We start from the raw sequence: 16,171 nt of genomic DNA, 5'->3' as shown, positions 1-16,171 counted from the left end.
ATGAAAGTGGCCATCGCCGGAGCCGGTGCCGTAGGCCGCTCGATAGCCAGGGAGCTATTGCGCGGCGGCCATCGGGTGATGCTGCTCGAGCGTCAGCTCGACCATATCGACCCCGCCGCCATCCCGGATGCCGTCTGGGTGCATGCCGACGCGTGCGAGCTCGCACTGCTCGAGGATGCCGAATTGGAGACCTACGAGGTCGTCATCGCCGCCACCGGTGACGACAAGGTGAATCTGGTGCACAGCCTGCTGGCCAAGACCGAATTCGGGGTGCGGCGGGTGGTGGCCAGGGTCAACGATCCGCGCAATGAATGGCTCTTCGACGCGTCCTGGGGCGTCGATGTCGCGGTGTCGACACCGCGGCTGCTCGCCTCGCTGGTCGAGGAAGCGGTTTCGGTCGGTGATCTGGTGCGACTGATGACACTGCGACAGGGTCAGGCGAATCTGGTCGAGATCACCCTGCCCAGCGATACCGCGTTGGCGGGCAAGCCGGTCCGCACGCTCACCCTGCCGCGCGACGCCGCCCTGGTGACGATTCTGCGCGGCGGCCGGGTGATCGTGCCGCAGCCCGACGACCCCTTCGAGGGCGACGACGAACTGTTGTTCGTGACATCAGTGGAGGCCGAGGAAGACCTGCGGGTGGCGCTGGCCACGCACGGCATCAAACCCTGACTCCCCGACAAGGCTGATACGGGTCAGCGCCGGCTGCCTCAAGCCGCGGCCTGCAGCTCGGCCCGCAGCTTGTTCAGCGCGCGATGCTGCATCACCCGAACCACACCCGGACTGGTGCCGATGGCCTCCGCGGTCTGTGCCGCGGTCCAGCCGAGCACGATCCGCATCACCAGCACCTCACGATGCGCTGGCGCGAGGATCTTCATCAATTCCCTGGTGGCGGCGCTACGTTCGGACGCGATCGCCCACTCCTCCGGGCCAGCCGCGGTCGATGCCATATCCGGCACCTCATCGACCGGATACATCGGATGCAGCTGTGAGCGCCGGAACGCGTCTGCCACCTTATTGGCCGCGATGCCGTAGACGAAGGCCAGGAACGACTTGCCCTGATCCCGGTAGCGTGGAACGGCGTTGACGGTGGCCAGCAGGATCTCCTGCACCACATCGTCGGCCGTGACGTGCAGATGCGCGGTATTGCCCAGACGCGCACCGCAATACCGGCGCACCAGCGGATGCACCAGCCGGATGATCTCGGCGACGGCCGCGCGGTCGCCGGCGGCCGCCGGGCCGATCAGCGTATCGAGTTCGGCCGATATCCGACGGCTCTCCGACAGCGCCGGGTTGTGGTGGGCTTGCTTCTTGGACAGTGCCGCAATGTTGTGCTCGGTAGCCAACTTCCGAGTCCTTCCTCGCCGATCGTGCTGTTTTTGCTTGCACTGATCGTCTGATGAACTCGGTCGCCCAACCAGGCACCCCAGGGTGGGTACTCCCCCACCTCCGGCGGCGATTTGTTAACACCCCCGACGACGTCGGGGCGAGCGTTTCTAGGCCGATTCGGCCGAGGCTCCGCGGTGCACCGGCAGGTGTCCGGCACGTCGCACCGCCCACACGGTGACGGCCAGCGCGACCGCGGTCAGCGGCCAGCCCATCGCGATGCGTGCGAAGGCGAGCCAGCCGGTGCGATCGGTGTCGTAGAGCTGCGACTGCACCAGGTAGCGCGCGCCGAATACGAACACCCAGGTGCTGGTCGCGAGGTCGTAGAGGCGGACAATGCGCCGATCGGACCGCCATTCGGAGCCGTGGCCGTTGAGCACGCCCCAGATGACGCCGACCAGCGGCCAGCGCACCAACATCGACACCAGGAACACCGCCGCATACACCACGCTGGTGTAGATGCCGAACAGGAAGAAGCCCTTCGCCTCCCCCATCCGGTAGGCGATGAACGCACAGATGCCGACCCCGAGGAAGCCGGAAATCGCGGGCTGGATCGGACTGCGCCGAACCAGACGCCACACCAGAATCGCGGCGGCAACGCCGAGCGCCGACCAGATTGCCGCGGTGAGCCCGGCAAAGGTATTGACGGGCACGAAGACGAGCACCGGCAGGGTCGAATAGATCAGCCCGCTGAAACCACCCAGCTGCTCGAGCAGGGTCTGTTCGGCCTCTTCGATCTCGGCATCGGTTTCGGCGTCGACGGGGCGATCGACCGCCTCGGACGGGTCGATCGACTTACGCCCTCCGGTCTGGCCTGCGGCACGGATCTCGGCGGCGTTCTCGTTGCTCGATGGCATACGTCAGCTGTTCTCACGCAATTCGTAGTAGGGGTTGTAGATCACCTTACGGCCATCGCGGTCACCGACCCGACCGCGTACGAGGATCTTACGGCCCGGTTCGATACCCGGGATCCGCCGACGACCGATCCACACCAGGCTGATGGCATCGGTGCCGTCGAAGAATTCTGCCTGAACACTGGCGCCGACGGACTTCGGACACGCTTCGACACTGCGTAGTCGTCCGAGCATCGTGGCCTCCTCGCCGCGACGGCACTCCGAGGCCCGGCACGCACCCGACGCGTCGGCCGATTCGGCGAGTTCCTCGGCGTCCAACTGATCGATGTCCTCGGTCAGCCTGCGGCCCAGACGGCGAAAATAACCTGAGGCGGCGGATGACATGTGGTGCTCTCCTGCGTGGAGCAAGACGACGTGGTTACACGCCATCGTGGTTGTTCCGGTAACGACCGGCTGTAGGCCGTATACCCGCCACTGTAGATGGGCAACCCTCCCCCCGCTACGCTCGGACCGGTGTTCGACTCCCCACATTTCGCGCCGGATCACCGCGGCCGCGCCCCGATCGCCGTGGCGTTGCCGGGCACCGGATCGGATGCCGACTTCGCACGCCGCGCCTTCGGACCCGCCTGTGCGGCACGCGGAATCGAATGCATCGCCGTTGAACCCGATCCGTGCGCGGTGGTTGCCAGTTACCGAGCCGCGCTCGACGCGGCCGCCCTGCGCGGTCCCGTACTGGCCGCTGGAATCTCCCTGGGGGCGGCGATCGCGCTGGAGTGGGCTGGCGAGTACCCCGGCGCAGCAATCGGCGTAGTGGCGGCGCTACCGGGCTGGACCGGACCGGATACCGCGGCCTGCCCGGCTACGCTGAGCGCCGCGGCCACCGCCGCCCAGCTGCGCGTGGACGGTCTCGACGCGGTCGTCGAACGGATGCGCGCGAGCAGCCCGCGCTGGCTCGCCGACGCGCTCACCCAATCCTGGCGCTCGCAATGGCCGCTGCTGCCCGACGCCTTGCAGGAGGCCGCGGACTACAAGTGGCCCGGCACCGAACGGCTCGGCACCATCGAGGTGCCGGTCGCGGTCGTCACGGCGATCGACGATCCGGTGCACCCGCTGGCGGTCGCCGAGGAATGGGCCGAGCTGATCCCGCGCTCCGAACTGATCCGGATCACCCTCGACGAACTCGGCGCGGACCCCGCGATTCTCGGACACAGCGGGATCGCCGTATTCGCCTGACGACCCCGGGTGCTCAGGCGAAGGCACGAAGCCCCAGCGTTCGGCTGGGGCGACGAATTGCGTTCGGGCGTAGGCTAATTCAGCCCGAGCTGCTGCATGGCGGAACCGTCCGCGCCGCGCCGGGGTTCGTTCGGCATGCGCGGCGGGATCACCGCCTGCGGCCCGGCCTGGGCGACGGCCTGCTGTGCGGCGATCGCCTGCTGTTGGGCCTCCACCTGCGCCTGATGCGCGGCGGCCAACTGCTCGGCCAGCTCCGGCGGCAGCACAACGGCCAGCGGCTCGCGCACCGGCATCGGTTCGTCGCCGCGTCGGATCACGGTCTCGCTCAAGATGGCTCGTGCGGCCCGCACCAGCGGTCCACTGTCATCGGCGGCGCCCTGCGGACCCGCCGCCACCAGACGCACCATCCACCGCGGCCCGTCCACCCCGATGAAGCGCAGATCTGCACCTTCTGTGATGGCGAGCAGTTCCCGGCCCCACGGTCCGGTCTCCACCGCGACCCGGGCGCCGTCCTTGCGTAGGGATTCGGCGAGATCGGCTGCCACCGAACGCCATTGGCCCGCCGACTTGGGTGCGGCATACGCCGCGACAGTGATCCGGCCGTGTTCGGTCGCCAGGTGCACCGCCTGCGGGGTGCCGTCCGGGGTCATCTCGACCTGCAGCTGACCGCCCGGCGGGACCGGCAGTATCACCGAACCGAGATCCAGGCGCTGATCGGCCACATTCTCCAGCAGTTCGGCGACTTCGCCGTAGTCGTACGGGCCGGACTTGGGCATATCCGCGTCGGCGGTGCCGTACTCGGATTCGTCGTACTCGTCGTCGTCGGATTCGTCATAGCCGGGCTCGTCGTCGTAGTTCGCGACCGCGTATTCGGCTGGGACGACCGGATTCTCATCGGTAATCGGATCGATGATCGGGTTCTCGTCGGTGATCGCATCATCGTCGTAGCCCGCGTGTCCGTAGCCGGCGTATTCGGCGTCGTAATCCCCCGGGTAGTCGCCCTGGTAGTCACCCGGATACTCGTCGTCGTACTGATCGTCGGCGAACTGTTCACGTCCGCCGGACTTGCGTCTCTTTCCGAACATTCCCGTCATGCCTCCTTGCCGAGGGCGCCCGCGCCGTCGGCCGCCGCGGCCAGACTCGCGTGGCCACCGCTCGACCCGTAACCGCCCGCACCCCGCGTGGTGTCGTCGAGTCCGTCGACCTCCACGAAATCGACCAGCTCGACCCGCTGAACCAGCAACTGCGCGATCCGATCGCCCCGGCGCAGCTCGATCGGGGTGCGCGGATCATGGTTGATCAGGCACACCTTGATTTCACCCCGATACCCCGCGTCCACCGTGCCGGGGGTATTCACCACGGACAGACCGGTTTTCGCGGCCAGACCGGAACGCGGATGGATCAGGCCGACCGTGCCGACCGGCAGCGCGACGGCGACACCGGTGCCGACCAATACCCGCTCCCCCGGCTCGATGATGACGTCCTCTGTGGTGCACAGGTCCACGCCCGCGTCTCCGTCGTGGGCACGCGTGGGCATGGGAATGCCGGGATCAAGCCGCAGCAAGGGTATAGGTGAAAGTGCGCTCACGTTGACCGAGCCTACGCGTACGCCCCCGACCTCAGTGAATTAGTGTTGAGTCGTGTCGGACCAGCCCAACCCAGTGACTATGGACGAACAACAGACCGGCTTCGAGCCCTACCGCGAGCGCCTGTGGGTACCACTGTGGTGGTGGCCGGTCGCGTTCGCGATCACCGCCTTGTTGGCCGCCGAAATCCATATGGGCGCACCGGGTCTACGCGCATGGCTGCCCTACGCGCTGTTGTTTCCGGTGCCGGTGTGGGTACTGGTGTGGCTGAGCCGCCATCAGGTCGAGGTGACCCAGGATGGCTCCGGCGTCCGCGAACTTCGCGCCGATCGGGCGCATCTGCCGGTGAACTTCGTGGCCAAGGCGGCCACCGTGGCCCCCACCGCCAAGAGTGCGGCGCTGGGCCGCCAGCTCGACCCGGCCGCTTATGTTCAACATCGGCCATGGGTGGGGCCGATGGTGTTGCTGGTACTGGATGACCCGGACGATCCGACACCGTACTGGCTGGTCAGTACGCGACGGCCCGACCGGGTCCTGGCCGCGCTTGGCATACCTGGCTGAAAGCCGGGCGTGCCGAGCGCGGACTCTGTGTATTGATCTCGGGCTGGAGATCAGATCTCGCGCCGGGATCAGGCTGCGCAGTCCATGCAGATCATCTGGCCGCCACTCTCGCTGGCCAGCCTGCTCCGGTGATGGACCAGGAAACAGCTGGAACAGGTGAACTCGTCCGCCTGCTTCGGGATGACCCGAACCGTCAGCACTTCCTCGGACAGGTCCGCGCCGGGAAGCTCGAACGACTCCGCGGTATCGGATTCGTCGATATCCACGACGGCGGACTGTGCCTCGTTGCGACGAGCCTTCAGCTCCTCCAGCGAATCCTCCGACACCTCGTCGGATTCTGTGCGCCTCGGTGCGTCATAGTCGGTTGCCATGTCGTCTTCCCCTCGTCCTTACTCCGTGTATCCCGGACCGGGCCGCTCATTCGATCCACTCGGAATCGGAATGACCAGCACCGCCCCGCCGGTGGTGCACGTCACACGTACACCGGTCCCCTATCAGGGCGGATCACGCGAACCCACCTTTGATAGCGCTCGGTAAACGCAGGACATGCCCTGCTTGTTCCCGCGACCGACCACCGATTTCTCGTCGGATGATTCGATCTGGGCCGCCAGACAATAGCGGACGACACGGCAAAAGTCGCAATCAAAACACAGACGATTCGAAACTGAGGGGTAATCGACACCAACCCTCGAACTCGCCGAGACCTTGCGCACCGCATTCACCCGCCCCGGCCAGGCTCCGCCCGGCCCGCCGTCGCCCAGTGGCCGAGACATTTTCGTAGAGTATGGCGGTGGTTTCACTCATCACCGAAGGCAGTGCAACGGATCGACAGGGTCAACCCTTCCTCCGGCGACGCAACCAGCCATGGTTGATCCTGATCGGCGTCCTACTCCTGATCTGCACGGTGGTGTGGGTCAAGGCCCTGACGACCGAGGACAGCAGCGGAGCCGCGATGGCATGCAACTCGCCGAGCCCGGCCACCGACGCCAAGTCCCCGCAACCCGCTCCGCTGGGGCAGCGGGTCGGCCAGTCGCGACTGACCGACGTCGAACCGGCGGCGCTCGCCTCGTCCAAGGTCCGGGTGCTCAACGCGAACAACAAGAGCGGTCAGGCCTCCCACATCGCCTCCGCGCTCGGTGATCTCGGCTTCGCGAGCCCGCCGGGCCAGCAGTTCGGTAACGATTCGGTATACGTCAACGGTGACCTCAATTGCACCGGCCAGATCCGCTTCGGCGTGAACGGCCGACCGGCCGCCGCATCGGTTCAGTTGGTCGCACCGTGCGCGGAGTTGATCGAGGATCAGCGCACCGACGACACGGTCGACCTGGTGCTGGGTTCAGTATTCGGCGAGTCGCTGCGGCCCAGTCCGGATGCCGAGGAAGTCCTGAAATCGCTGAAGTATCCGGCGCCGGGCGCATCCACGTCCATCGATCCCAAACTGCTCTCCGCCGCGCGCACGGCCCGCTGCTGAGTCGGACGAGACCCACCTCCCCCGTCGCCCCGGTGTCGCTTCGGCCACCGGGGCGATCTGTATTTCGGCCGCGGATCAGGCGTCGGGGATGGCGATGGTCGCGCCGACCCGGTCGAGCAGCTCGGTCAATTCGTCCGCGATGCCAGGCGCGGCGGCGACCACCAGCTCACCCGCCGAGCCTGGGCTGGTGGCCGCGGGCAGCCGCAGCACCGCACCCGATTCCGCGGCGATCAGCGCACCCGCGGCCCAATCCCACGCGTTGAGCCCGTGTTCGTAGTACGCGTCGATCCGGCCCTCGGCAACGAAGCACAGGTCGAGGGCGGCCGCGCCGAAGCGACGGATATCGCGGATATTCGGCAGGATCTCGGCGACCAGCGCGGCTTGACGGGCCCTGCGCTGTGTGCCGTAGGCGAATCCGGTAGCCACCAGTGCCAACGCCGCCGAGCGCACCGGTGCACACCGAAGATGGTCGACCGTACCGTCGGCGGCCACCCGGGTCGCACCGAGACCCGACGCGGCGCTGTAGGTCGCCGCGCGCGCGACATCCACCACCGCACCGGCGACGGGTTGTCCGGCGCGCACCGCGGCCACCGAAATCGCGTAGCCGGGAATGCCGTACAGGAAGTTCACGGTGCCATCAATCGGGTCGACCACCCAGTGCACGGTGTCCGCGTCGGAATCGGCCAGGCTCCCGCCGCCCTCCTCGCCGAGAATCGGGTCACCGGGGCGTGCCTCATCCAGCAGTCGCCGGATCAGGTCCTCGGTCTCGGTGTCCACGATCGTCACCGGATCGGTGGGGTGCCCCTTGGTCCGCACGGCCCCGTCGCTTGCACCGTCCGGGCCGAACACCTCCGGGCGGCGTGAACGCACATGCGCCGCGGCGGTTTCGGCGAGTCGGACCGCGATCCGGCGCAACTCGGACACATCCGCGGCACCCGCGGCAGTGGGTTGGGCGGTAACTGACACTCTGGTCTCCGACATGACCCCATGCCATCACAGATCCTCGCTGAACGGGAATCATGTAACGCCCATTACTCTTGTCGTGCACGACACAACGCCGTCGTCGGGCACACCCACCGCATGCACTCGGACCGGCGGCTGGGCCCTGTGCGGCGGCGCGTTCAACACATCGGCCAGTACAGGGAGCGAGGGAACGTCATGTCCGCTCGGGGGCACGCATTCGGTATCGATATCGGTGGCAGCGGAGTCAAGGGCGCCGCGGTGGATCTGACCACCGGTGAGTTGGTCCACAAGCGGATCAAGATCGCGACACCGCAGCCCTCGACACCGCAGGCGGTCACCGACGCGGTCACCGAACTGGTCGCCCAGGCCGAGTGGGAAGGTCCGGTCGGCATCACGCTGCCCTCGGTCGTACTCGAAGGTGTCGCGCAAACGGCCGCCAATATCGACAAGACGTGGATCGGCACCGATGCGCGCGCCCTGTTCTCCGAAGCGCTGGGCGGCCGCGCGGTCACCGTGCTCAACGACGCGGACGCGGCCGGACTCGCCGAGGACCGCTATGGCGCGGCAAAGGAATTCGACGGCCTGGTGGTGCTGCTGACCTTCGGCACCGGCATCGGCTCGGCGCTGCTGTTCCACGGCACGCTGGTGCCCAATTCCGAGCTCGGCCATCTCGAGATCGGCGGCATGGAGTCCGAACACCGCGCCGCGGCCTCGGTCAAGGATCGCGATGGCCTGAGCTTTGCCCAGTGGGCCGCCGAAGTCAGCATTGTGCTGAGCGGACTGGAGAAACTTTTCTGGCCGAAGGTCTTCGTCGCCGGTGGCGGCATCAGCCGGGACGCCGAGCAGTGGATCCCGTTGCTCACCAACCGAACCCAGGTTATCCCCGCCCATCTGGAGAACACCGCGGGCATCGTCGGCGCGGCGATGGCCATCGATGCGGGTATCGCGCCGTGAGCGAACCGTTACCAAGATCGGCGGATCCGGGAGGCGCGCGGACAGTACGGCATTAGCCGTTGCTGGGATCGTGCCGTAGGTACCCTGGTTCGATCGTTACAATGGAACGTACTCCGGCCGCGAGCCGGAAACCCCAGACCCGGCGCTCAGCCGGTGAAACCCGACAGACCGCTCCGCCGGAACACCACTCTGGCGTGACGCCGCACGAGACCGTCACGAAAGGGCGTACGTGGTAGCCACGACCCGTCAGACCGCCGAATCGGCCGATGCCGACTCCGCAGATGTAACCGAAGCACGGCCGGTCCGCAAGGCTGCCGCTAAGAAGGCTCCGGCCAAGAAGGCCGCCGCCAAGAAGGCTCCGGCCAAGAAGGCCGCCGCGAAGGCGACGAAGGGCCCCGCCAAGAAGGCGGCACCGAAGAAGGCCGGACCCGACGGCGAGCCGGGCGGCGACGAGAACCTCGAGTCCGAGGATCTGGACCTGGAGGATCTCGGCGATCTCGAGGTGTCCGAGGACGACCTCACCGACGACGCCGAGGATCTGGTCGAGGACGTCGCCGAGGAAGTCGAAGAGGGCGAGACCGACGAGCCGACCGCCGCGGACAAGGCCTCCGGCGACTTCGTCTGGGACGAGGAGGAGTCCGAGGCGCTGCGCCAGGCCCGCAAGGACGCCGAGCTCACCGCATCGGCCGACTCGGTGCGTGCCTACCTCAAGCAGATCGGCAAGGTCGCGCTGCTCAACGCCGAAGAGGAGGTCGAACTCGCCAAGCGGATCGAGGCCGGGCTCTACGCGGCGGAGAAGGTGCGCGAATTCGCCGAACAGGGTGAGAAGCTGCCGGTCGCGATGCGGCGCGACTACACCTGGATTGTGCGCGATGGCAACCGCGCCAAGAACCATCTGCTCGAAGCCAACCTGCGCCTGGTGGTCTCGCTGGCCAAGCGCTACACCGGCCGCGGCATGGCGTTCCTGGATCTGATCCAGGAGGGCAACCTCGGTCTGATCCGCGCGGTCGAGAAGTTCGACTACACCAAGGGCTACAAGTTCTCCACATACGCCACCTGGTGGATCCGGCAGGCCATCACCCGCGCCATGGCCGACCAGGCCCGCACCATCCGCATCCCGGTGCATATGGTCGAGGTCATCAATAAGCTCGGCCGCATCCAGCGCGAGCTGCTCCAGGACCTCGGCCGCGAGCCGACCCCGGAGGAGTTGGCCAAGGAAATGGACATCACGCCGGAGAAGGTCCTCGAGATCCAGCAGTACGCGCGTGAGCCGATTTCGCTCGATCAGACCATCGGCGATGAGGGCGACAGCCAGCTCGGCGACTTCATCGAGGACTCCGAGGCCGTTGTCGCGGTGGACGCGGTGAGCTTCACGCTGCTGCAGGACCAGCTGCAGTCGGTGCTGGAGACGCTGTCCGAGCGCGAGGCGGGCGTGGTACGGCTGCGCTTCGGCCTGACCGACGGCCAGCCGCGCACCCTCGACGAGATCGGCCAGGTGTACGGGGTCACCCGTGAGCGCATCCGGCAGATCGAGTCGAAGACCATGAGCAAGCTGCGCCATCCGAGCCGCTCCCAGGTGCTGCGCGACTATCTCGACTAGAAAGCAACCCGAATCGGGCCGCCGAGCTTCTGCTCTGCGGCCCGATCTCGTATCCGGACCCCGCAATGCGCTACCAATCCCACATGGTCGCAACAGAATTCGGCATCCTGCCGGTCATCCGCCGCCTGCCGGTGCTACTTCGCCACGTCCCACACTCAGCGGTTCCACAACGCGACACGCGGCATCTCCGGGGTTTCGTCACACGAGCATGCGCTGCCATGTCTCGGAGGGATCGGTGCGCGATTCGCCCGCTCCTACTCGGATAGTCAGCGGCCACTACCAGTGTGGGCACGGCAACTCTGTCCGCACTCTCTTCGCCTGCGACCCCGCTATCTGCGAATCCAAGTGTGCTCGTTGACAATTTCGACGGCATTGGTTCGAACTGGTTCCGCGACAGCACTTTTCGGCATACTTCTGAGCAATCGGCCAGCCACGTGCCGGCAATCGCAATAGCGTCCGGCCCGCTAACCAATTCATGTTTCAATCAAACCTAAAAGTGACCGAAACCACTTCTAGCGAAACGGATTTCGACACCCAAATGGCCGTCAGCTGTCGTATCGTCTGACCCGCCGTTGTTTCGATCGCCGAATATTCCACATTCGGCAGTGGGGGCGTTGCGTGCTCGATATCTACCATTTCAGTTACGGTCTACTGACCCCGCTTCTGGCCTACACCATGTCGGTGACCGGATGCCTGCTCGGACTGCAGTGCGCAGCCCGCGCCCGTACCGGCAAGGACCGGGTCGGCTGGCTGCTCGGCGCAGCCATCGCGATCGGCGGTACCGGCATCTGGGTCATGCATTTCATTGCGATGCTGGGGTTTTCGATCCGGGGTACCGAGATTCGATACGACATTCCGCTCACTCTGCTCAGTGCGATCACCGCGATCGCCGTGGTCGGGATCGGTCTGTTCATCGTGATCAAGCCCGAGCCGACACTGCTCGGGCTGCTGACCGGAGGTACGGTGACCGGGATCGGCGTCGGAGCCATGCATTACGCGGGCATGTACGCGATGAAGTCGAATGCGGTGATCACCTACGACGTGCAGCGGGTGGCACTGTCGATGGTGATCGCCGTGGTCGCGTCGATCGTGGCCTTCTGGTTCACATTGCGCGTCAAGGGATTTCTCTCCACCGTCGGCGCCGCATTGATCATGGGTGTTGCCGTCTCCGGTATGCACTACACGGGGATGTCGGCGATGCACGCGCACGAGGGGCACGGCGGTACCCCCGAGGGCACGGAAGCCATGCAGCTGATCGGGCCGCTGATCGTCACGATCAGTGTGGTGACCATGCTGCTGCTCATCAGCGTCAGCCTGACCGAGATCGAGCGCAATATCGAACTGCCGCCACTGCGTCTCGCACCGCGTTCCAGGCCGGATCAGCTGCCGCCGCTACCGCCGGTCGAGCCGGAAATCCTGCCGCCCGCGACCGCGTACTGGCCGACCCGGACCGAGGTGCCGCACCACTGAGCCGTGCCCGGCGATAGACGCTCAGTCCCGGGTCGGCCAGTATCGCGCCGGACGCGCTCCGCCGGCCCCGTCGTAGGCCGGATCGGGATCGTCCACATCGGTGATGCCGATGTGCAACAGCAGCATCATGGTCACCATGCCGACGCCGACCGTCAGCGGAGTCAGCAGCTGGGCCGCGCCAGCACCGGCGGGTGGATGCAGGTGCTGGCCGTTCTGGACATGCATCGCGAACATGCCCGTGTAGTGCATGCCGCAGACCGCGACACCCATCACCAGTGCCGCGCCGATGGTCGCGATGGTGCCGCGCACATGCAGCGCGAACCATAGCGCCGCAGTCGCGGCGATCACCGCGATCACCATCGATAGGCTCACGATCCGCCCGTCGTATTCGATCACCGCATCCGATTTCATCGCATACATGCCGGAGTAGTGCATGGCGCCGACGCCGATACCAGTGATCGCACCACCGATGTAAAGGGCCAGCGGCTCCAATCCCGGCCGCTGTGCGACCCATAGCCCGATCCACACCACCACGATCGCGATGACCGCGCTGAGCAGGGTGATCGGCACGTCGTAGCGGATCGAGGCGCCGTGGATCGAAAAGCCCAGCATGGCAATGAAATGCATGACCCAGATACCGGTGCCGCCGATCGCAACGGCCGCGGCAACAAGCCATCCGGCGTGGCCGTTGCCGGCTCGCGCGCGCACCACACAGCGCAGCCCCAGCAATGATCCGGTGAATGACATCAGATAGGCGATCACGGGTGTTAGCCACCCATGGCTGAAGTGGTCGATTTGCAGCACGCGACCTCCCTCGATGGACGGACTTCGGCCGTCACCGCGACAGCGTGAACCCGCCCACTTGTGCAGAACTAGCAGGTAGGCGATTTACAGTACTACCGTCCGCTAAATTTGTCGTGGGATGAATTCAGCCAGCGGGATCGCGCGGCCGATCCGATGACAACTGCTCTTCACCCGTACATACCAACCGGTCCTATACCGCCGGATCCTGCCGACCACACCACCTGGCAATCGATCAGCACCGATATTGCTGGGGCACAATGGATCTCGCGGATCCGATATTCGACAGCCGGCGTTCGCACTTTCACAAGATCGGTACCGCGATTTCGGGTACGCACCCCGAGTCCCGTTGTGGCCCAGCGCCACCGAGCGCGATGGGACGCACTCGCCAATCGGACTCGCCCCCGCCGAGTTTCCGACCGGCGAATCGTCGTATTTGCTGTGCGCGGCTATCCACCAACCATTTGGTCGGACGACCATTTCTTTGGAGCCTCCGACGCCCAGGGGTACATCAACACCGGGTCCGACCGACCAGGTCAGGTGAGTCAGAACACAGACTTGGCGGGTCGGCGGACATGACGGCCCCGCGCCCGGCAGACTTGAGCATTGTGGTTGCCCCCACTTTGCACCGGATCCACTCGCCATGGACGCGAACCGTCGACCTGCGCGATGAACTCCGCGCGGTCTGGTCGTGGGTGCGTCGCCCCGGGCTGGCGCGCCGACTACTGCCCGAACTGCGCCAGCACCTAGCGGGCGCGCCGGCCAGCACCGCGTATGCGTTCACCTTGTTCGTCACCTGGTGGACGCTGCGCGGAGTCGGCGATTCGGTGGAGCGCAGGCTGATCTTCTCGGCCTCGACCAACCTCTACAACATGCAGCACAACCCGATTCAGGTGCTGGTGGCCTCGGCGTTCTGGACCCAGGGCCAGTTTCCCTGGATCACCATCGCGGAGATCTTGGTTGTCATGGGCTTCGCCGAACGCTGGCTCGGCACCAGTCGCTGGATTCTGCTGTTCGCCACCGGGCACATCGGCGCGACGCTGCTCACCGTCACCGCGATCGACCACGCCATCGACCGCCACATCATCCCGGTGCGGGTGCAGTACGCCGCGGATGTCGGCACCAGTTACGGGTTCACGGCAGTTTTGGCCGCCATGGCCTTCCACTTCCGCGGTGCGGTCCGCGTGGTGTGGGCGGCGGTCATCATCATCGTCCTCGGCTCGGCGCTATTGATCGGTCCGACCTTCACCGACTACGGACATATGTGCGCGGCCCTGATCGGTTTGGCTGTCGGACTTGTTGCCTCGACCTTCTGGCGTCGCGTCGAACGCATGCGCGCCGCACGCGACGCCAGTTCCGCGGCGGCGAAACAGGGGCCGGCGACCGCGACGCATCCGCTTCCGTCATCGGCCGACGATGTGACCGGCGCCGGGGCAACGCCCGTTGCGGCCCAGCCCCTATCCAGTACTGGCGGCCGGGCTGAGGCGGCGCTGCACCAGGCCGATGACCGGTTCGACAACACGGGCCGCGATCGGGCCGAGCACCGCCATCAGTAGCACATAGGCCGAGGCGAGTCCGGCGAGCTCACCGGCGACCGCGCCCATCCCCACCGCCAAACCCGCAATGACGATGGAGAATTCACCGCGCGCGACCAGTGCGGCACCCGCTCGCGCCCGGCCCATCCGGCGGATGCCCTGTCGACTCGCCGCCCACCAGCCGGTCGCCACCTTGGTCACCATGGTGACCACCGCGAGCAGGATGGCCCAGCCGAGCACCGGCGGAATCGCACTCGGGTCGGTGCTGAGTCCGAAGGCCACGAAGAAGATGGCGGCGAACAGATCCCGGATCGGTTCCAGCAGTTTCGTCGCCTCGTGTGCGGTCGAGCCGGAGATCGCGATGCCGAGCAGAAACGCGCCCACCGCCGCCGAGACGTTCAGCGCCGAGGCCAGCCCGGCGACCAGCAGCGCGGCACCGAGCAGCTTCAACAGGAAGACCTCGCGGTCGGCACTGTCCACGATCGCCGAGACGTAGCGGCCGTAGCGCAATGCCACCACGAGCACGACGGTGACAGTGGCCAAGGCGAGTCCGAGTACGGTCAGTCCGCTCAGGAAACTCGTGCCCGCCAAGATCGCGGTGAGGATCGGCAGATACATCGCCATCGCCAGATCCTCGAAGACCAGAATCGACAGGATCACCGGTGTTTCCCGGTTGCCGAGGCGCCCGAGATCATTGAGCACCTTGGCGACGATGCCCGAGGACGAAATGTAGGTGACTCCGGCCAGCGTGATCGCTCCGGTCATCCCCCAGCCGAGTATCAGTGCGACCACCGCGCCGGGCGTCGCGTTGGCGACGATATCGACCAGACCCGCGGCCCATGAGCGGCGCAGTCCGGTCACCAGTTCGGCCGCCGTGTATTCCAGTCCGAGCAGCAACAACAGCAGCACTACGCCGATTTCGCCTGCGATATGGCCGAATTCGTTCGCGGCGCCGAGTTCGACCAATCCGCCCTGGCCGAAGGCCAGCCCGCCGAGCAGGTATAGCGGAATCGGGGACATGCCGAAGCGGGCCGCCACTCTCCCGAGCATGCCGAGGGCGAATAACACCGCCCCGAGCTCGATGAGGGCGAGCGCGGTTTCGTTCACGCTCTCACCCGTGCGTCAAGATCTTCGCGGCCGCATCCAGACCGTCGGGTGTCCCGACGACCACGAGTATGTCATCGGCGGTAAAGGTGAAGTCCGGCCCCGGCGAGGGGTGCAGTTGCCCCGCGCGCATCACGGCGACAATGGAAGCCTTTGTGCGCGTGCGCATTCCGGTCTCGCCGAGGGTGCGGCCCTCATATGGCGAATCCGCGCCGATGGGTAGTTGGCGGGTGGTGATCCCGGGTAGGTCGCGGTGGTCCTCGCGTAGCTTCGCGACCAACTGCGGCGAGCCGAGCAGGTTCGCGAGCACCGACGCCTCGTCGGGGGTCAACGGTACCTGGGCGGCGCAGGAGTCCGGGTCATCGGGTTTGGAGACGATCAGATCAATGCCGCCGTCGCGGTGATCGACAACGCCGATCCGGCGGCCCGACCGCAGCTGAAAGTCTTTGCGTACCCCGATCCCGGGTAGGGCGGTGACATCGACGTTCACATCCTCCACCCTAACCGGCAAAAACGACTAACCGCCCACTAGTCCCGCGATCGCGCCGCGAGCCAGCACAATGCCCGCGCTTGCCATCGCCCAGCCTCGTCGCACTATCGGCATGCCCGGACAGGAAGCCATCGACGCGCTCCGGCAGCGGTTCGATCCTGGC

General features: G+C 66.4%; 18 protein-coding genes. 8 read left to right on the top strand and 10 right to left on the bottom strand.

Annotated features, from left to right (window positions below; translation table 11 throughout):
* On the top strand, positions 1 to 672 hold the full coding sequence (locus ACWEO2_RS09490) for a potassium channel family protein (protein ID WP_452404894.1): 672 nt from the start codon (positions 1 to 3) through the stop codon (positions 670 to 672).
* A 38-nt stretch (positions 673 to 710) separates the two neighbouring features.
* Here ACWEO2_RS09490 and shbA read toward each other — a convergent pair whose 3' ends face one another.
* The 3 genes from shbA to ACWEO2_RS09475 all read right to left on the bottom strand — a co-directional run bounded on the left by shbA (position 711) and on the right by ACWEO2_RS09475 (position 2,624).
* Positions 711 to 1,346 (bottom strand): RNA polymerase sigma factor ShbA, encoded by a 636-nt coding sequence (gene shbA, locus ACWEO2_RS09485; protein WP_452404893.1) that lies wholly within the window; start codon positions 1,344 to 1,346, stop codon positions 711 to 713.
* A gap of 150 nt (positions 1,347 to 1,496) precedes the next feature.
* Positions 1,497 to 2,243 carry a DUF3159 domain-containing protein gene (locus ACWEO2_RS09480; RefSeq protein WP_452404892.1) on the bottom strand — a complete coding sequence of 249 codons (747 nt, stop codon included), beginning with the start codon at positions 2,241 to 2,243 and terminating at the stop codon, positions 1,497 to 1,499.
* A 3-nt stretch (positions 2,244 to 2,246) separates the two neighbouring features.
* A complete protein-coding gene (locus ACWEO2_RS09475; RefSeq protein ID WP_355178410.1) occupies positions 2,247 to 2,624 on the bottom strand; it encodes an OB-fold nucleic acid binding domain-containing protein in 378 nt (125 codons plus the stop codon).
* A 129-nt stretch (positions 2,625 to 2,753) separates the two neighbouring features.
* Here ACWEO2_RS09475 and ACWEO2_RS09470 point away from each other — a divergent pair, with 129 nt between their 5' ends.
* On the top strand, positions 2,754 to 3,473 hold the full coding sequence (locus ACWEO2_RS09470) for an alpha/beta fold hydrolase (protein ID WP_452404891.1): 720 nt from the start codon (positions 2,754 to 2,756) through the stop codon (positions 3,471 to 3,473).
* A gap of 74 nt (positions 3,474 to 3,547) precedes the next feature.
* Here ACWEO2_RS09470 and ACWEO2_RS09465 read toward each other — a convergent pair whose 3' ends face one another.
* Together ACWEO2_RS09465 and dut are read right to left on the bottom strand one after the other, a co-directional pair.
* On the bottom strand, positions 3,548 to 4,558 hold the full coding sequence (locus ACWEO2_RS09465; RefSeq protein ID WP_452404890.1) for a DUF3710 domain-containing protein: 1,011 nt from the start codon (positions 4,556 to 4,558) through the stop codon (positions 3,548 to 3,550).
* A gap of 5 nt (positions 4,559 to 4,563) precedes the next feature.
* Positions 4,564 to 5,061: a dUTP diphosphatase gene (gene dut / locus ACWEO2_RS09460; RefSeq protein WP_452404889.1), complete on the bottom strand. Its 498-nt coding sequence runs from the start codon at positions 5,059 to 5,061 to the stop codon at positions 4,564 to 4,566.
* Between the two features lie 79 nt (positions 5,062 to 5,140).
* Between dut and ACWEO2_RS09455 the strand changes: the two genes are divergently transcribed.
* Positions 5,141 to 5,620: a DUF3093 domain-containing protein gene (locus ACWEO2_RS09455; protein ID WP_452404888.1), complete on the top strand. Its 480-nt coding sequence runs from the start codon at positions 5,141 to 5,143 to the stop codon at positions 5,618 to 5,620.
* 68 nt (positions 5,621 to 5,688) lie between these two features.
* On the opposite strand, the gene ACWEO2_RS09450 is transcribed toward ACWEO2_RS09455, so the two are convergent.
* Complete coding sequence (locus ACWEO2_RS09450) at positions 5,689 to 5,991, bottom strand: DUF4193 domain-containing protein (protein WP_354950527.1); 303 nt, start codon at positions 5,989 to 5,991, stop codon at positions 5,689 to 5,691.
* Between the two features lie 419 nt (positions 5,992 to 6,410).
* Between ACWEO2_RS09450 and cei the strand changes: the two genes are divergently transcribed.
* Positions 6,411 to 7,091 carry an envelope integrity protein Cei gene (gene cei / locus ACWEO2_RS09445; protein ID WP_354950525.1) on the top strand — a complete coding sequence of 227 codons (681 nt, stop codon included), beginning with the start codon at positions 6,411 to 6,413 and terminating at the stop codon, positions 7,089 to 7,091.
* 75 nt (positions 7,092 to 7,166) lie between these two features.
* Here cei and ACWEO2_RS09440 read toward each other — a convergent pair whose 3' ends face one another.
* Positions 7,167 to 8,072, bottom strand: a complete 906-nt coding sequence (locus ACWEO2_RS09440; RefSeq protein ID WP_452404887.1) for an inositol monophosphatase family protein — start codon at positions 8,070 to 8,072, stop codon at positions 7,167 to 7,169.
* Between the two features lie 177 nt (positions 8,073 to 8,249).
* Between ACWEO2_RS09440 and ppgK the strand changes: the two genes are divergently transcribed.
* The 3 genes from ppgK (at position 8,250) to ACWEO2_RS09425 (ending at position 12,078) form a co-directional block, all read left to right on the top strand.
* Positions 8,250 to 9,008: a polyphosphate--glucose phosphotransferase gene (gene ppgK / locus ACWEO2_RS09435; protein ID WP_354950521.1), complete on the top strand. Its 759-nt coding sequence runs from the start codon at positions 8,250 to 8,252 to the stop codon at positions 9,006 to 9,008.
* Between the two features lie 229 nt (positions 9,009 to 9,237).
* Complete coding sequence (locus tag ACWEO2_RS09430) at positions 9,238 to 10,608, top strand: RNA polymerase sigma factor (protein ID WP_452404886.1); 1,371 nt, start codon at positions 9,238 to 9,240, stop codon at positions 10,606 to 10,608.
* Between the two features lie 618 nt (positions 10,609 to 11,226).
* The gene (locus ACWEO2_RS09425) at positions 11,227 to 12,078 is read left to right on the top strand and encodes an MHYT domain-containing protein (protein WP_452404885.1); all 852 of its coding nucleotides are present in this window, start codon (positions 11,227 to 11,229) and stop codon (positions 12,076 to 12,078) included.
* 21 nt (positions 12,079 to 12,099) lie between these two features.
* On the opposite strand, the gene ACWEO2_RS09420 is transcribed toward ACWEO2_RS09425, so the two are convergent.
* Positions 12,100 to 12,882: an MHYT domain-containing protein gene (locus ACWEO2_RS09420; RefSeq protein ID WP_452404884.1), complete on the bottom strand. Its 783-nt coding sequence runs from the start codon at positions 12,880 to 12,882 to the stop codon at positions 12,100 to 12,102.
* A gap of 605 nt (positions 12,883 to 13,487) precedes the next feature.
* Here ACWEO2_RS09420 and ACWEO2_RS09415 point away from each other — a divergent pair.
* Positions 13,488 to 14,435, top strand: coding sequence for a rhomboid-like protein (locus ACWEO2_RS09415; protein WP_452404883.1), 948 nt, complete (start codon positions 13,488 to 13,490; stop codon positions 14,433 to 14,435).
* Here the strand turns inward: ACWEO2_RS09415 and ACWEO2_RS09410 are convergent.
* Together ACWEO2_RS09410 and ACWEO2_RS09405 are read right to left on the bottom strand one after the other, a co-directional pair.
* On the bottom strand, positions 14,337 to 15,521 hold the full coding sequence (locus tag ACWEO2_RS09410) for a cation:proton antiporter (protein ID WP_452404882.1): 1,185 nt from the start codon (positions 15,519 to 15,521) through the stop codon (positions 14,337 to 14,339). The two genes, ACWEO2_RS09415 and ACWEO2_RS09410, sit on opposite strands and share 99 nt — an antisense overlap.
* Before the next feature lie 4 nt (positions 15,522 to 15,525).
* A complete protein-coding gene (locus ACWEO2_RS09405; RefSeq protein ID WP_355178431.1) occupies positions 15,526 to 16,008 on the bottom strand; it encodes a cation:proton antiporter regulatory subunit in 483 nt (160 codons plus the stop codon).
* Between the last annotated feature and the right edge of the window lie 163 nt (positions 16,009 to 16,171).

Source organism: Nocardia sp. NPDC004278, from assembly GCF_053602975.1.
Note: the sequence above shows the minus strand (reverse complement) of the source record. Positions and strands in the feature narration are given on the sequence as shown.

Excerpts from the sequence above, each read along its gene's own strand:
- ACWEO2_RS09490 (WP_452404894.1), top strand. The coding sequence starts at position 1 with ATGAAAGTGGCCATCGCCGGAGCCGGTGCCGTAGGCCGCTCGATAGCC.
- ACWEO2_RS09450 (WP_354950527.1), bottom strand. The coding sequence starts at position 5,991 with ATGGCAACCGACTATGACGCACCGAGGCGCACAGAATCCGACGAGGTG.
- ppgK (WP_354950521.1), top strand. The coding sequence starts at position 8,250 with ATGTCCGCTCGGGGGCACGCATTCGGTATCGATATCGGTGGCAGCGGA.
- ACWEO2_RS09475 (WP_355178410.1), bottom strand. The coding sequence starts at position 2,624 with ATGTCATCCGCCGCCTCAGGTTATTTTCGCCGTCTGGGCCGCAGGCTG.
- ACWEO2_RS09440 (WP_452404887.1), bottom strand. The coding sequence starts at position 8,072 with ATGTCGGAGACCAGAGTGTCAGTTACCGCCCAACCCACTGCCGCGGGT.
- ACWEO2_RS09480 (WP_452404892.1), bottom strand. The coding sequence starts at position 2,243 with ATGCCATCGAGCAACGAGAACGCCGCCGAGATCCGTGCCGCAGGCCAG.
- ACWEO2_RS09455 (WP_452404888.1), top strand. The coding sequence starts at position 5,141 with ATGGACGAACAACAGACCGGCTTCGAGCCCTACCGCGAGCGCCTGTGG.
- ACWEO2_RS09465 (WP_452404890.1), bottom strand. The coding sequence starts at position 4,558 with ATGTTCGGAAAGAGACGCAAGTCCGGCGGACGTGAACAGTTCGCCGAC.